Below are 16079 nucleotides of genomic sequence, written 5' to 3'. Positions count from 1 at the left end.
TTCTTAAGTTTTGAGAAGATTAATCCTCTCCGCCTCCACGACCTATATCTCCTATACCAAATTCATCAACAACTTTGTTTCTTTTGTCATCAAGCTTTCTGATTTCCTCATCCTCCCGCTTTTCATCTCCTTGATACACTGTTCTAATTGGCCATGGAATTCTGATATCATATTTTTTAAATTCTTCATACATAATTACCCTAATGTCCGTTTTAGTTTTGAATTGTGCACCATAATCTCTAACATAAACCCATAATGAAAAATCAAGTGATGAATCATTAAATTTGTTAAATCTAACAACAGGTTGATTTATTTCAACATGAATATCTTTGTCACATCCACAACTAGGCTTATTGTTATCCAAATAAGGACATCTTTGCTGCCTGACTAGATGTCTTCCTCTTTCATCTATAACCTCTTTCATAGCCCGCTTTCCAATCTTAACTAAAATTGCAGCGACTTGCTTTGGATTATTGAGATAAGAAACTCCTACTTCAACAATTGCTGGTACCATTTTGATTTCTTTTGAATAATTAATAATTTGAGAATTAACAAGCTGCCTTGTTGGAATTACTGCATATGATTCATTTAATGCATCACGAATGAAAGTTACTCTAGGAGTGATTTTATGCACATATCCATTATATCCAGTATCTAATTGAACACGCTCACCTTCTGCAAAAATCTTGTCCTTTCTAATCAATATGTATGCAAAATAATTTTGCATGGTTTCTTGTAGTGCTAATCCTATACCTATGGCAAATCCTCCTGTAGCAGTTGCAAGTATTATCAAATCTATTCCCCACCAACTAATTACTCCAAGTATTACTGCAACAAAAATTCCAAGTGGTAAAATCTGAGAAATTGATTTTGGAAGATCTTTTCTTTTTCTTTTTGCATAACCTGGTGGTTTTGATCCAGAAACTACTGGATCAAATCCGCTAAATCTTTTTTCTTCTCTCCATGTATCTATAGGGAAAATTTCCTCAACGTCTTGTCCAGGTTTTAGCTTTTTTCCAGATTCATTATTTCCAGAAATACAATCATCATAATATTTTTGATACTTGACTCTCTCAGATTTTTTCCATTCTTCAAATGGATCTTTAACTAATTGTTCATAGCTACCAATAGGTAGTCCTTTTGTTGTTCTAAATTCTTCAAGGAATTTTTTACCTTCCTCTGTCTTGAGATTTTTTTCAAATTCTTCACCTGTTAGTTCTTCTGGTGTGTGTTTTGGAGGAACCCACCTGTAGAATTTATGAAAAAGATCATTATCATCATCTAAAAATCCACGTAACTCTTTCCATGCCTCAAAATCTTCTTTCTCCAAATTAGATTTTTCTTTTTTACGAAGTACTATTGGAATTATATGAGCAATAGAGTATCCAATAACAAGAATATTTATTGTATTGAGAATCTTTGCAAATGTTTCACTAGGATTTAGTTTTTCCTTTGCATAATCTAAAACATCATTTTCAAACAGAGCAAATGATTGTATGTAGAAATTTACTGAGGTAATTAATATAATAGCAAAAAATGGTAAAACCACCACCCTGATAAATCTTGAAAGATGTGGTCGTACATAATTCAATTTTTGCTTCTTTACCCATTTTGAAAATGTACGATAAATTACTACGATTCCAATAATTCCTACAATTAATACAATAAATGCTGCCTGAAGAGATTCAGACGAAGCTAGAAGCTGAGAAATACCTTGAAATTGGTCTACTTGACCTGTTACTGCATCAATTATTTCTTCAGCCATTTAGATCACTTTTTCTCTTTTTTTCTATCATACATAGGTAACCTGAACTCTCATTCCTGTTAGAATCTTTAATAAAACTATTATAAAATTTAAAATTTTCACGCATAAAAAAACCTGTAACCTTTAACAATGGTATTTGTACTAGTAACAAAGTGACCTATCAAGAAACCATTTGGGATAATTCACCATCACTAAAATCTTACACATTATCTAATTTTCGAACCATTCCACAAATTCAGAATCTTGGAGAAGAAACTCAATTTGAAATGGAAGTTGTTGGAAATGTTTTACCATTTAAAGCAAACAACTATGTTGTTGAGCAATTAATTGATTGGAATAACATTCCTAATGATCCGATGTTTGTACTAACTTTTCCTCAAAAAGGAATGTTAAAACCTGAACATTATGAAAAAATGGCAACAGCATTAAAAAACAATTTAGATAAAAAAGAAATTACATCTATTGCAAATGAAATTCGTTTACAACTAAATCCACATCCTGCAGGTCAAATGGAACTAAATGTTCCAACATTGAAAGATGGAACAAAATTATATGGAATGCAACACAAATACAAAGAAACCTGTCTTTTCTTTCCAAGTCAAAGTCAAACATGTCATGCATATTGCAGCTTTTGTTTTAGATGGCCACAATTTGTAGGAATGGATGAAATGAAATTTGCAATGCAAGAAGGAGAACAACTAGTTCAGTATGTTAAAGAACATCCAGAGATTAGTGACGTGTTATTTACCGGCGGGGATCCAATGATTATGAAAGCAAAAATTTTCTCAAAATATATTGATACTTTACTTGATGCAAAACTTCCAAATCTGAAAACAATTAGAATTGGAACAAAAGCTCTATCATATTGGCCTTACAAATTTTTAACAGATTCTGATTCTCAAGAAATGCTAGATGTTTTTAGAAAAATTGTTGATAGCGGATTACATCTTGCAATCATGGGTCACTTTAATCATCTGAATGAATTATCAACAGATGCAGTAAAAAATGCAATAAAAGCAGTTAGATCTACTGGTGCAATAATTAGAACACAATCTCCACTTTTAGCACACATAAACGATGATGCTGAAATGTGGGCAAAAATGTGGACCAAACAAGTTCAATTGGGATGTATTCCATATTACATGTTCGTTGTAAGAGATACTGGCGCTCAGCATTACTTTGGTGTTCCTTTAGTAAAGGCATATCAAATTTTCAAAAAAGCATATTCTTCAGTTAGTGGATTAGCAAGAACTGTTAGAGGACCTAGTATGTCTGCAACTCCAGGAAAAGTACATGTTATTGGAACTGCAGATTTACATGATCAAAAAGTAATTGTTTTGAGATTTTTACAAGGTAGAAATCCTAACTGGGTACAAGTTCCATTTTTTGCTAAATACGATGAAAATGCAATTTGGTTAGATGATTTAAAACCTGCACTAACTGAAAAATTCTTCTTTGATGAAGAGATGAAAAATTTCAAAAAATCAAACCCCCTTGATGACTATCCTGAATCTTAGAATTTATTTCTGAAAATTAGTAGAAGGTTTTTAAAATCAGATTAAGTTTTTTTAGTATTGAAAATAAAACTCTTGTTATTATTTTTGTTAATTATTCCAGGTTTAGCAGGAATTGCATATGGCCATACAGTTGACTCTGTTGGTGAATATAGAGTAGAAATAGGTTGGATGAATGAACCGGTAGTTTCTGGAGAAACTAATGCAATTGAATTTTATGTTAGTCCACTTGAACCTGCATTAGAACTTAAAGATCAAGTTTTTAAAAATGGAATTACAGGATTAAAAAAAACAATTAAAATAAAATTAAACTACCAAGATGAGAGTATAACACTACCTTTGTCTCCTGATCATAACATTCCAGGAAAATATTATGCATTTATCAATCCAACCATTTCTGGATTTTATCAAGCAAATATTTTAGGAACAATTGAAGATACTCCAATTAGTTTGTCAATGCATCCACCAAAAGTTGAAGAACGTGCTTACATTGAATTTCCTGAACCATCAGATCTTACATTAACTCAAATTATTGATGGGCATACTACATTAATTGGTGATATACATGATTTGAAAGAATCAGTTAATTCTCTTCAAGAATTAAGACAACAAATGAATGTAGGGTACATTGGTATTGGAGTTGGTATAGTTGGTATTGGAATTGCTATAACTGCACTTGTAAAATCTAAAAAGAACTAAGTAGAATTTGAAATTTCATCATGTTTTTTTAAATGAATGCCTTAGTAATATTGGTCCAATAATAATTGTGCCTAATATTACAAAAATTAATGTTGAAAAAATGCTTTCTGAAATAATTCCATAAGCTAATCCCAACCCTGCCGTGATAACTGCAATCTCGCCTCTAACAACCATTCCGTATCCTATTCGTAAACCTTTGTTTTTATCTTTGAGTAGTATGATAGCTGGAATTCCAGCACCCAAAATTTTACCAAGAACTGCAATAATCAATATTACAACAAATAAGACTAGATCTACACTCAGAATATTTGCAATATCGATATGTGCACCTATTATTGCAAAGAAGAATGGTGCAAAAATAATTTGTAATTCCCCAACAAATTCTTTAACTTGCCTTGCTAACTTTGAACCTGCAAGTCCCATTCCTGCTGCAAATCCTCCTACTATCGGATTAAGACCAATACTTGCAGCAATGGCTGCTATACCAAATGCTGAACCTAATGCAGTTGCTTGTTTTGTACCTCGTGATTCAAGGGAGGTAGGTCTCATAGCTGCTACAGCATGAACCATCTTAGGAAGTAAAAATACAGAACCTAATAAAATAACAATCCATAAAATCAATGATTCTGATATCTCAAACAATACTAACTCCAGAGATGGTAATGCATGTGCAATTACTATTGAAATTATAGATGATAAAATTGCCAATCCTAATACATCATCAAGAACTGCAGCATTAACCAAAATATTTCCTTCCTGAGTTTTCTCCTTACCTAATTCATCTAGAATAGTTACAGCTGCTGCAATACTTGTTGCACTTAGAGTTGCAGCAATAATCATTGCAACCATCCACTCAATTCCAAGTAAAACAGAAATTCCATATCCAAGTGCTAGTGGAACAATTACTCCTGTTACACCAACTATCATAGCTTTGATTCCTGCATTCTTTAAACTAGAAAAAGGAAAATGAAGACCAGCTGAAAATAAAATTATAATTCCAGCAATTTGCCAAAATGATAAAATCAATTCATTTAATTCTACAATTGGTCTATCAAAGAATTGAATCCATCCTCCCAACGCAAATGGACTAAAGATTATTCCACCAATTACAAAACCAATAATTTCAGAAATTCCAAAATGTTTACAAATTCTACCTAATAACATTGAAGGAATAACTAAAATCAATATACCAATCAATGTGGGAATTGCATCAAATTCTAGAACCATTGACCATTAAGATTGAATTGAATTATTAAAACTAATTTTAAAAATCAAATTTGAGATATATTACTGGATTTAGTTGTGGAATTTTTAGAAATCTTGTAGAAAACTGCACCAATTCCAATAATTACCAATCCTACAAGCACAACCTCTATTTCAAATTGAAATCCCATATAGATTGAAATCCCTAATCCAAATAGCGGAAGAATTGGGAATTTACCAATATTTATAGGAATTCTGAATTTTCGTTCCATATCAGGTTCTGTATAACGTAAAACAATAACTGCCAAATTTACTGCAGCAAAAGTTATCACAATTGCAAAAACTGTAATGTTTGCAACAATTACAATATCCCCAATTAATGTAAAAGCCAATGAAATTATCAGAATCATAAAAACTGCAATCCAAGGAGTTTTTGTTTTAAAATGAATTTTTCCTAATATTGATGGAAATACTTTTTCTCTTGCCATTCCATAAAACATTCTAGAGCCTGCAACAAGTGTAATCAAAACAGTATTTGTTATGGCAAAAAGAGCAATTGATGAAAGTAAAATATGTGCTTCTGAACCTAATCCCCTTTCAGCTACTAGTGCTATTGGAGCAGCTGAAGTTGCAAGTTCTTCCCAATTTACAACTCGTACTACAGCTAATGAAACTAGAATGTATATTATCCCAGATATTAAAACTGATAAAATTATTGCTCTAGGAATTGTTTTTCTAGGTTTTCTCACTTCTTCAGCAATATTTGCCATATCTTCAAATCCAATAAATGCAAAAAATATCAAGACAAACGCAATAGCAATTCCAGTAAATCCAGATGGACTTTCAAGATAATTTACAGGTTCTGGACTACTAAATGTAAAGCCAATAATAATTATCAGTATTAATCCTGAAGCTTCAATTATCGTAAAAATAGTATTAGTCCACGATGACTCTCTAATTCCTACAAAATTTACAATTGAAAGAATAATTAACAAACCCATAGCAGAAGTAATAATCGGAATATCTACAAATTCAGCAAAATACCCACCAAACCCTAATGCCACTGTTGCAGCAGTAATTATTGATGTGATTGCAGTTAACCATCCTATTATAAATGCAAAAAAATTATTTTTAAATGCATTTTTAATGAAAACATATTCTGCAGCAGCTTTTGGAAATACTGATGATAATTCAGCATAACTTAATCCTGCAAACAATGCAACTATTGATCCTAATGCAAATGCAATCCATACAGAATCTCCTGCAATACCTACAGCTTCTCCAATTAAGACATAGATGCCTGCACCCAGAATCAAACCCACACCATACATGGTAAGATGAAAGAGTCCCATGTGCCGCTTTAATTCAGACATTTATCGCTAACCTAAGAAACCAGAAAATTTAATCCATGTCCTACCATATATGCAACACTTGCTGCAATACCGCCAATGATTAATGTTATAATTCCTGAACGCATCATTGATTTTTTAACAATTTTTCCTTTAATCATTCCTACTAGAAAAAATGCAGCGAGAACCGATACTGTAGAATAAGTAAAAGCTTCTGAATTTGGATCAATTCCAATCATCATAAAGATCATGAATGGAATTAATGGAATTAGTCCAATGATATTAAAACCAACAAAAGTACTAACAGAACTATCAAATGGATTCCTTTCATCCTCGATTAGCCCTAACTCTTCTTTCATCATGGTATCTATCCAAACTTTTCTTCTAGATGTGATAATTCGTACAACATCTTCTAATAATTCATCTTTGAATCCCTTTTCTCTATAAATCTCTCTTATCTCGTTTCTTTCTTGTTCTGCTAGATTATCAATCTCCCATTCTTCTTGTCTCCTCTTCATTTGAACAAATTCATTTCTTGCCTTTGATGCTTGATAATTTGCAGTGGCCATTGAAAATCCATCTGCAAATAAATTTGCAAATCCTAAAATTAAAATAATTCCTGGAGATAATGATGCTCCAACTACTCCTGCAACTATAGCAAAAGTTGTTACAGCACCATCAATTGAGCCATAAACAAAATCATCGAAATACCATTTCATATTGATGCAAGAGCTCTTGTTACATCAGTCTTACTAAAAATTCCTGAAATACTATCATTGCCATCAAGAACAACTAAACCACTAACATTATTTTCCAAGAGAATTTCACATGCTACGCCTAAATCTTCATTAAATTTTACAGTGATTAATCCTTTAGTCATTACATCTCTTGCCAAAGAAATATTTCCAAATCCCTCTTCAGATAGAAATCCCCGTCTAATGTTCTGTGAAAGATTAAATCCAGAATAATCCTCTTCACTACCAAGTTCTATTGAAATTCTAAATAAATCTCTAAACGATATAATTCCAACTGCTTCTTCATTTTGATTTTTCACAATAATTCTTGAGATCTTTTTTTCTAACATTTTCCTTACAACTTTATACAACGGAGCAGCAGTATGAGTAAATTCATAATCATGAGTCATAAAGTCTACAACTTTCTTTTTACCTGAAAAGTTTTGAGCAACAAATGATATTAAATCGCTTTTTGTAATAATTCCTCTAACCTCCCCATTTTCTCCAACTGCTAATGAGCTAATTCCTTTTTCAACCATAATTTTCGCTGAATCTTTGTGATTTAATTCCTGATCTACAAACTCTATTGGTTTCATAATTTTAGTAATAGGTATGTCATCAAGTCCCTGCATTGAAGTTTCTGAAAATAAAAACAATCCTATGTCTTTCTCTGTGATTATTCCAACATGTTTTCCATCATCAATAACAATTAACCTGCTAATTTTTGTATTCAATAGCATTCTAATTGCATCTGAAATTGTTGAATTTTTTAGAATTGAAATCGGTTTGTTTGCTATTTGTGATATTGACAATTCTTTTTTTGATAGGTTTTTTGTATAAAAACTAAAGTATAATTTTCAATTTTGATTATATTTTACAATTTCAACATTGAAAATAATGACTCTTTTTATATTGGAAGGTTCTGAATTTGAAACATGGCTAAATTCAATAAAATTCTGGTACCTCTTGATGGTTCTGCAAACTCAATTAGAGGATTAGATAGAGCAATTGAAATTGCAAAAGGTGGTAATGCTGAAATCACTGGATTCTATGTATTTCATTTACCAATAACAGCAGGAATAAAATATACACAAAAAATGAAAGATGAAGCACAGAAAAAAGCTGTCAAAGCAATTGGTCCTGCAATGAATAGAGCTCAAAAGGCTGGTGCCACGTTCAAATACAAAACTGGCGGTGGTCATACCGGATCTGAAATTGTCAAATTTGCACAAAACGGAAAATTTGACATGATAGTTATTGGCGCAAGAGGCGTAGGTGGAGCTAAGGAAACATTCCTTGGAAGTACCTCAAATTATGTCATGCACAAAACAAAGATTCCTGTATTAGTAGTAAAATAGTTCATTTCAAACTTTTTTCATTTTTTCAGATCCTTGATATTCTGTATGTAATAACCTACAAGTATAAGGAATATGAAAATTTAATTTTGATGGTGTAAAATATGGTGGAAAGTAATTATGATATTTTAGGAATAGTGGAAGGCTCTACAGAGAAGGAAATTAGAGATGCCTTTAGACGATTAGCTCTTCAATATCATTCAGATCGTGGAGGAGAAAACGATCAATTTATCAAAATTAAACAAGCATATGAAGATCTCAAAATTGGTAAAAAATATCCTGATACAGATATTGAAAAAATAAAAAATTCAAGAGTGTATTCTGGTGATTCTGAAGCTGATATTAGAAGAAAAAATCAGATCTTAGGTCAAGAATTATCAAAAGAAATGAAAACTGCTGAAGAATGGGCCGCAGCTTTGAACAGATCAAATACTACTGGAACAAGACTGTTTGGATCAAAAACTCTTGGAGAAATTGAACTTGAACGAAAAGCAAATGGTGCATTATCAATTAAAGGAAATTTCATGGCTGGAAATCTAACTTACAATGGTTCAGTAATCATGCAAGGAAGTATTACAAGTCCATCATGGACGCAGGAATTTAAAACAAACATTCATCTCACTTCAGGAGATTTCAAATTTATTGATCCTATAGAAAATAAATACAGAATTGATAATGGTGCTACAATTATTGTAGATAATGGAAACATTATAGTTGGAAATATTTTTGGTAGAAAGTTCAGAGTAGAAGATCCGGACGGAAAAGTTGGGATATTTCAAATTCAAGAGCATAGAACACACATTTCAGCTCCTAAAGGAAAAGTTATTGCTGAAAATCTTGTAAATACAGTATCTGTTGAGGCCGATTCTGTTATTGTTCTTAATGTAGAAGATGATGTAAAAATCTCTGCGCGTGAAATTTTGATCTATGGGGGAAAATTCACATATGATTCTATAATTGAATTGAAACAAGGTGGTTTAATTCGATTTTTTGAAAACTTTTCAATTCAAGGATTAAGTGGTGATGCAATAATCAAACTTGAAAATGGCAAAAAAATTAGATTGTTTGATCTAAAAACCAAAAAAATTAGAGATTTAGCTGATGAGTTTGTGCTCAATAAGGAAAATTATGGAAAAGATGATACATTAGTAGGACATGGATTTACAATTACTTATGATATGCTAGATAATCTCTCAAAAAAACCATCTAAAAAACAAAGTAGTTGGAAATCAAAATTTAGTTTTTCAAAAAATTAACTAATTCACATTTTTCTAAATCACAAAAGGAAATTCTATTAATTAGGATTATTTCTTTCCAAACCCATCTAATCCTTTTCTTTTAACTTCAAAAACATTGTAATCATATTTCTGCTTTAGTTCAATGACACATAATTCAATAAAATCATATTCATCAAACTTCTTTGAAATTTTATACATATTCTCACCAATTACCAAGCTATTTTTCGGACAAAGTGAATTAATCTTAAAACATCGATTTACTGTTGGACCAAAAATATCACTAATATTAGAAGTAGTACTCTCAGCTACTTTAACAGAACCAAATGTTAAACTGATCTTGTAATCTAATTGAGGCATATTCTCTGCTTTGAGTTGCTCTTGTAATTTACCATGAGACTCTATCATAGATAAGGAACATTCTAAGATGTTTTTCAATACTTTTTCATCTTTGATATCGACATTTGCAAATCTAAACATTAGAGCATCTCCAATATTTTTTACTACTTGACCATTGTATTCCTGAATAATTTTTGCCATAAAGTTTAGAAATATTTCATACAATTTGGTGACATCCTGATCAGATAATTTAGATGATATTCTAGTTGAATCTGACATGTCAATCACTCCAACACAATCATTTTGTTCATGCTGAGAAAATTTCAACAACATGTTGCCCTCAAGCTGTTTGATGACTTCTTCTTTCTGTTTAATTTCAATTAATGACTCTTGTAGCTTTTGTGCCATTGAATTAAATGCATGAGATAACTCCCCAATTTCATCTCCTGTCTCAATTTTGGTTCTTACATCAAAGTCTCCACTTGAAATTTTATTGGCAGCATTTTTCAATTTAATTAGTGGTCTTGAAAGGGATTTTGATATTACAAAAGCAACAATTCCCATTACTATCGTAATTACTATTCCTGTTTGAAGAATTCTCTCTTGTAGAATTATTATTGGTTTTTCTACTTCTGATTCGTCAATTTCTACTAGCAAAACAATCCCTAAATCATCTGCACAATAAGATGATCCTAAAATTGGGATTCCTCTGTAATCTTTGTAGAATCCTACATACTCTTCTCCTTCATTGAAGCATTTTTGAACTCCCAAAGTATCTACTTTTTGTGAAAATACTGCATCTTCAAAAAATCTAGACTCGGATAACATCAAAAACTGATCGCTTACAATGTATACTTCTCCTGTTTCTCCTAAACCGCTTCTATTAATCAAAACATTATCAATAGAAGCTGTTCTCATTCTTGAAATTATTACCCCTATAGGTTCGTCGCCTTTTTTACTATCATCAGCAAAAACTGGTGAAACTACAACCATTTTCTTACCAGATTCAACTGGTTCAAATTCAGTAAAAGATTCTATTAATCCTCTTTTAAAAAATGGGTTTTCAGTAAAATCTTCATCAATCTTTCCTCCTAGAGAAAAGAAAACTTTTCCATTGGCGCCAATTATTTTTACATCTTCAAATCCTATGGAAAACCCAATTAGTTCTTGAAATGCTTGAACTTGAATTAAGAAATCTCTACGATTATTTTCTTTTAATTCTTGAAATTCGTTTTCAGATGATTGATTCATTTCTGAAATTAAAAGTTGAATCATTGGATCACTTGCAAGAATATTATTTTGCTCAATTCTTGATTCAAAAAGAAGCCTAAGTGTATCTCCACGTACTGTTGATTCTCCAAGTAGTTGATCTGCGGCTCTTTGTTTTAGAATTTGATCAGCATAATTGAAACTAAGAAATCCTGTAATTGAAAGAGTGACAACTGATACAATTAGTACCAGTAAGATTAGTTTTTTACCAAGATTAAATGAAATCGACATTTTACTCTATGTTAATTTTATATGAATATCAAGGCTTCTAAGATTCTTGTGTATGCTGTACCTAAGAATTTTTTTTTAACTTGATAATCACTTCTCATTGATGGAAATTACATCAAGTATTTAATTAATGAATTAACGATTCTAAAATGTGAAATTTTTAATTTTCTCAGCAATTTTAGCAATTTTAGCCTCAGCCTCTATTGCATATGCAGATGAATACATAATTGATATTCCACTGGGAGCGTATAATCCTGAATTAAATACTCCTGCTGAAGTATGGTATGATCCACCACAACTATACGCTACAGTTGGTGATACAATTACCTGGTATAATGATGACAAAGAAGGTCATACAGTTACCAGTGGAGAGGGTTCAGGAAGATTTGGATGGATGAGTGATAATTTTGGAACTCCTAACGGAATTTTTGATAGTGGCAGATTCATGCCAGGAGAATCATGGTCTTACAAATTTGAAGAATCTGGCACTTTTTCATATTATTGTACCATTCACCCTTGGATGGAAGGCGTTCTAATTATTGAAAAAGCAATTCCAGACTATCCTCATGATGCAACTGGTGCAAAAATAGAATTTCCACTATTACAATACACTCCAGATTTAGCCTTAGAAGTTAACCTATCATGGGATCCACCTGTGATTAAAACTCATGAAAAAATACAATTTGTATATCAATTCTATGATCCTCAAACAAATTCTAATCTTGCAGAAATGAAATACAATTTTGTTATATTTCAAAATGGAAAAGAGATTTTCCGAGATGAAGGACTAAGTCAAATTGGTGGTGATTATAGAAATTTTGTCTTTAGCGATTCAGGTTCAATCATAATAAGGATAGAAGGAATTCACACACCTTCTATCTTCGCTGAAGAAAGTGTCACTGTATTTGGAAATATAGAAAGTAAAGAACAAAGATCAGTTGATTTTACTACTGCAGTTTATGACAATCCAGAAAGAACATCTCATGAAACCTATCACATAAAACCTGCTCAAAGACTTACAACTTATTACGAATTAATGCTGTTCATTATTCTTGTTCCTGGTGTTTTGTTTATTGGAGCAATGATTTGGTTAAAGAAAAAACCAAATATTTCACACGAAAAGCCTGGTGCTGTTAAAATCTAAAATAATAAAAAGAAATTAAAAATTGATGAATTAATCTAATCGATTAATTCAGTCCAACCTTTGACGAAGACTGAGTTCTTGTAGAGTGGAACTGGTTGTCCAACAGTAAAGTCCATTGGTCTCATCCAAAAGATTGCTTTTGTTGGGCATACACCTATGCATGCACCATCAGAAATACATCTTTCTGGGTAGAAAACAAATGCTTTACCTCTCTTCCAGCCTTCAACTGGTTTTACTCTAAGGACATCTGGACCTAATGTTGTACAGATTTCTACACATAGTGCACATCCGATACACATTTGTTCGCTGATGTCTGGAATAATTCCTACTGGCATAACAGAATTCAATCTTGAATTGTTCTTAATATAACTTGCCTAAAAATTTCGTCTTATAACGGCGTTTCAAATCTTATAACGGCGTTTAAAACATGATCGCATTACTGCTAAATATTCTCGTGTTCTATTTTGAATGCTTTGCGATCAATTCCCTCTAAAGTAGTAAAAATCAGATCGTTTTGATTTTTTTTAATAAAATAGACACCTGTTTTTTCCGATTTTATGATCTGTTTTCCCCCTGGTGATATTACCCATCCAACATTTTCTTTCTTTCTTGCCATTCCAGTGACAATAACTGATGAACCTATTTGATTTGCAAGAGATGATAGCAACATAATACATGAATTGACAAATCTTGCAGATTCAAGATCATCAAACATATTGTAAACCCCATTAAATGAATCAATCACAACTAAAAATTTCTCTTTTGAAACTTTGGAGATAATTTCAGTTAATTTTTCTTCCCAATTTTCCTTTTCTGGATGAAAAATCATTACATTATTTTTTTTTGGGATCATGCCAGATTCAACATATCCTGTATAAAGCAAATCCATATCTACAAAGACTATTTGATTTTCAATAGAATTCATTAATCTATAAAGAAATTCTATCTTGTGAAAAGGCTCAGAGCATAAAACTAAACTTGGTATGTTCAGCTCAAATTCATTTTTAATATGTGCCAAATTATTATCTAAAATCAACTCAGGACTTTTATCCAACACCACATTAGCATTTTACAGATATAATAATGAATTTAACATCAAAAGATATTTCTGATGATTTTCCAGATTCAAACAAAATCTATCTAAACAATGCATCAGTATCTTTGATGCCTACTCAAAGTATAGACGCCATGAAAGAATTTTTAATCTCATACAATTCAATTGGTCCTGATTCAAAGAATTCAGAACCATTTGTAACTGAAAAACTACAAAATGTAAGAAAAATAATTGCAAAAATCATATCATGCCAGCCTGACGAAGTGGTTCTTACTCAAAGTACAACTGATGGAATAAATTTCGTCGCAAATGGTCTTTCTTTTGATGATAAATCTAACATTATCATTCGTGGAATGGGACATGAACACCATGCAAACTATTACCCTTGGATTCAACTCAAAGAAAAGACCTCGATAAAAAATCTCCCTATAGATAAAAATGGTTTTTTCAAATTAGATGATTTAGAATCTTTCATTGATAATAACACAAAACTAGTTGCATTGAGTCATGCATTATACAATACCGGCTCAATATTGCCTGTAGACGAGATTGGGAAAATTCTTAATAATAAAATTCCATTTTTTATTGATAGTGCACAAACAGTAGGGTGTATTGGGGAAATGGATGTATCTAAGATTAAATGTAATTTTATGTCTTTTAATGGTTCAAAATGGCTTTGTGGTCCTATGGGTACTGGATTGTTTTATTGTGATAGAAAATCAAGTGAGTTACTAAAACCTATGACAATTGGTGGTGAATCTGCAATAATTTATGATGAAACTAATCTTGCTTTCAAAGAACTACCAGACAAATTTCAAACTGGGTTTAGAAATTATGTTGGAATAGTTGGTTTGGAATCATCTATAAAATATTTGATGAATTTTGGTATGAAAAATATTCGTGAAAAAAATCTATACTTGTCAAATCTTCTCAGAGAAGAATTATCAAAAATTCCAAGTATTATTTTATATGGGCCTGATGATCCAAATCAAAGAACCAGCATTGTATCTTTTAATCTTAAAGGACATGACCCCCAAGAAATAGTAGATAAACTTGAAAAACAAAATATCGTTTTAGCAGTGAGGGAAATTATGGAGCAAAAAATTATTCGAGCATCTCCTCACTTTTTTAACACTGAATCTGAAATGCTTCAGGTAATTGATAAAATAAAGAAACTATAGGTTTTCTTGTTCTTCTATGACCATCATAGTCAATGTTGATTGAACTTTACTGATTTTTCTGACTTTGTTGGTGATAATTGCGCGTAGTTTCTCTGCATCATCAGATGACAATTTTAAGACAATATCATATACTCCATAGACTCCCTGAACCTCATATTTGATATCCTCATCAGAAAGAATCTGTTTTACTTCGGCGATAATTGACTCGTCTGATCCTAAATCAGAATTTAATAGAACATATGCAGTAGGCACAGGATGATTTTCATCAAACAGTATTTAACTTTTCATAGTTCAAAAACTGATTAATTACTAATGGATTCTATTGGTATGAAACCAATAGATCTTACACTTACAATATCAAAATCTATTCCAAGTTTTCCAGGATCCCCAAAACCTCAATTCATTTTATGGTCTGATATCAAAGATGATGGATATAATCTTGAATTATTATTCCTAAGTTCTCATACTGGAACCCATCTTGATGCGCCATATCATTTTGTTAAAAACGGCATCAAAATTCATCAAATTCCACTTGATAGACTAATTGGAAGAGCTATTCTAATTAAACTCAAAAAAACTAAAAACTCTCCAATAACAAAGGGAGATATTATTTTATTTGAAAAAAAGAATGGAATTATTCCAAATCATTCATCAGTCTTCCTTTTTACTGAATGGCAAAAAAATCTAAAAAAAGACAATTATTTTACTCAAAATCCTGGATTAGACAAATCAGCTGCAAACTATCTTGTATCAAAAAAGATCAATCTAGTTGGAATAGATTCTCCAAGCATAGATCTCGGAAAAGATGAATCATTCACTGCTCACCATCTTTTCTCAAAAAACAATATTTTGATTGTAGAAAATTTAATAAATTTCAATAAAATTTCTTCTAAGGAATTTAATTTTACAATTCTACCATTAAAACTCAAAGATGCAACAGGCTCACCTGTAAGAGCAATAGCTTCATAATTTTCTTCACTATTTCGCAATGCTAAAAATATAGCAAATTC

16 protein-coding genes are annotated in these 16079 nt (G+C 31.4%); 7 read left to right on the top strand and 9 right to left on the bottom strand.

The features are described from left to right. Positions 1-19: 19 nt before the first annotated feature. Positions 20-1765 (bottom strand): mechanosensitive ion channel family protein, encoded by a 1746-nt coding sequence (locus C5F50_RS12835; protein ID WP_179371676.1) that lies wholly within the window; start codon positions 1763-1765, stop codon positions 20-22. A gap of 152 nt (positions 1766-1917) precedes the next feature. Between C5F50_RS12835 and C5F50_RS12830 the strand changes: the two genes are divergently transcribed. Together C5F50_RS12830 and C5F50_RS12825 are read left to right on the top strand one after the other, a co-directional pair. Further along, entirely contained in the window at positions 1918-3282 is a 1365-nt protein-coding gene (locus C5F50_RS12830) for a KamA family radical SAM protein (protein ID WP_179371675.1), read from the top strand. 57 nt (positions 3283-3339) lie between these two features. After that, a complete protein-coding gene (locus C5F50_RS12825; RefSeq protein WP_179371674.1) occupies positions 3340-3978 on the top strand; it encodes a hypothetical protein in 639 nt (212 codons plus the stop codon). An 18-nt stretch (positions 3979-3996) separates the two neighbouring features. On the opposite strand, the gene C5F50_RS12820 is transcribed toward C5F50_RS12825, so the two are convergent. From C5F50_RS12820 to C5F50_RS12805, 4 genes are read right to left on the bottom strand one after another with little or no spacing between them, the layout of a single operon-like run. Then, positions 3997-5205 (bottom strand): cation:proton antiporter, encoded by a 1209-nt coding sequence (locus tag C5F50_RS12820; protein ID WP_246282077.1) that lies wholly within the window; start codon positions 5203-5205, stop codon positions 3997-3999. Between the two features lie 44 nt (positions 5206-5249). Beyond that, positions 5250-6554 carry an APC family permease gene (locus C5F50_RS12815; RefSeq protein ID WP_179371673.1) on the bottom strand — a complete coding sequence of 435 codons (1305 nt, stop codon included), beginning with the start codon at positions 6552-6554 and terminating at the stop codon, positions 5250-5252. A gap of 11 nt (positions 6555-6565) precedes the next feature. Next, positions 6566-7249 (bottom strand): VIT1/CCC1 transporter family protein, encoded by a 684-nt coding sequence (locus C5F50_RS12810; protein ID WP_179371672.1) that lies wholly within the window; start codon positions 7247-7249, stop codon positions 6566-6568. Then, complete coding sequence (locus C5F50_RS12805) at positions 7246-8076, bottom strand: CBS domain-containing protein (RefSeq protein ID WP_179371671.1); 831 nt, start codon at positions 8074-8076, stop codon at positions 7246-7248. The genes C5F50_RS12810 and C5F50_RS12805 overlap by 4 nt, the downstream gene beginning before the upstream one ends. Before the next feature lie 123 nt (positions 8077-8199). Here C5F50_RS12805 and C5F50_RS12800 point away from each other — a divergent pair, with 123 nt between their 5' ends. Together C5F50_RS12800 and C5F50_RS12795 are read left to right on the top strand one after the other, a co-directional pair. After that, positions 8200-8622, top strand: a complete 423-nt coding sequence (locus tag C5F50_RS12800; RefSeq protein ID WP_179371670.1) for a universal stress protein — start codon at positions 8200-8202, stop codon at positions 8620-8622. Between the two features lie 101 nt (positions 8623-8723). Then, positions 8724-9875 carry a J domain-containing protein gene (locus C5F50_RS12795; RefSeq protein ID WP_179371669.1) on the top strand — a complete coding sequence of 384 codons (1152 nt, stop codon included), beginning with the start codon at positions 8724-8726 and terminating at the stop codon, positions 9873-9875. Positions 9876-9923: 48 nt separating this feature from the next. Here the strand turns inward: C5F50_RS12795 and C5F50_RS12790 are convergent, their stop codons facing one another. Further along, positions 9924-11693 carry a HAMP domain-containing protein gene (locus tag C5F50_RS12790; protein WP_179371668.1) on the bottom strand — a complete coding sequence of 590 codons (1770 nt, stop codon included), beginning with the start codon at positions 11691-11693 and terminating at the stop codon, positions 9924-9926. 148 nt (positions 11694-11841) lie between these two features. Here C5F50_RS12790 and C5F50_RS12785 point away from each other — a divergent pair, with 148 nt between their 5' ends. Next, the gene (locus tag C5F50_RS12785) at positions 11842-12834 is read left to right on the top strand and encodes a cupredoxin domain-containing protein (protein WP_179371667.1); all 993 of its coding nucleotides are present in this window, start codon (positions 11842-11844) and stop codon (positions 12832-12834) included. Positions 12835-12869: 35 nt separating this feature from the next. On the opposite strand, the gene C5F50_RS12780 is transcribed toward C5F50_RS12785, so the two are convergent. After that, complete coding sequence (locus tag C5F50_RS12780; RefSeq protein WP_007402606.1) at positions 12870-13169, bottom strand: ATP-binding protein; 300 nt, start codon at positions 13167-13169, stop codon at positions 12870-12872. A gap of 107 nt (positions 13170-13276) precedes the next feature. Beyond that, positions 13277-13891, bottom strand: coding sequence for a hypothetical protein (locus C5F50_RS12775; RefSeq protein ID WP_179371666.1), 615 nt, complete (start codon positions 13889-13891; stop codon positions 13277-13279). 26 nt (positions 13892-13917) lie between these two features. On the opposite strand from C5F50_RS12775, the gene C5F50_RS12770 reads away from it, so the two are divergent. Further along, positions 13918-15069 carry an aminotransferase class V-fold PLP-dependent enzyme gene (locus C5F50_RS12770; RefSeq protein WP_179371665.1) on the top strand — a complete coding sequence of 384 codons (1152 nt, stop codon included), beginning with the start codon at positions 13918-13920 and terminating at the stop codon, positions 15067-15069. On the opposite strand, the gene C5F50_RS12765 is transcribed toward C5F50_RS12770, so the two are convergent. After that, on the bottom strand, positions 15064-15321 hold the full coding sequence (locus tag C5F50_RS12765) for an Lrp/AsnC ligand binding domain-containing protein (protein ID WP_179371664.1): 258 nt from the start codon (positions 15319-15321) through the stop codon (positions 15064-15066). The two genes, C5F50_RS12770 and C5F50_RS12765, sit on opposite strands and share 6 nt — an antisense overlap. Before the next feature lie 75 nt (positions 15322-15396). On the opposite strand from C5F50_RS12765, the gene C5F50_RS12760 reads away from it, so the two are divergent. Next, complete coding sequence (locus C5F50_RS12760) at positions 15397-16038, top strand: cyclase family protein (protein WP_179373036.1); 642 nt, start codon at positions 15397-15399, stop codon at positions 16036-16038. Positions 16039-16079: the final 41 nt, after the last annotated feature.

The sequence above is a fragment of the Nitrosopumilus ureiphilus genome (assembly GCF_013407185.1).
Taxonomy (GTDB): domain Archaea; phylum Thermoproteota; class Nitrososphaeria; order Nitrososphaerales; family Nitrosopumilaceae; genus Nitrosopumilus; species Nitrosopumilus ureiphilus.
The sequence above is the reverse complement of the archived record's forward strand: the minus strand, read 5'-3'. Positions and strand labels throughout refer to the sequence as shown.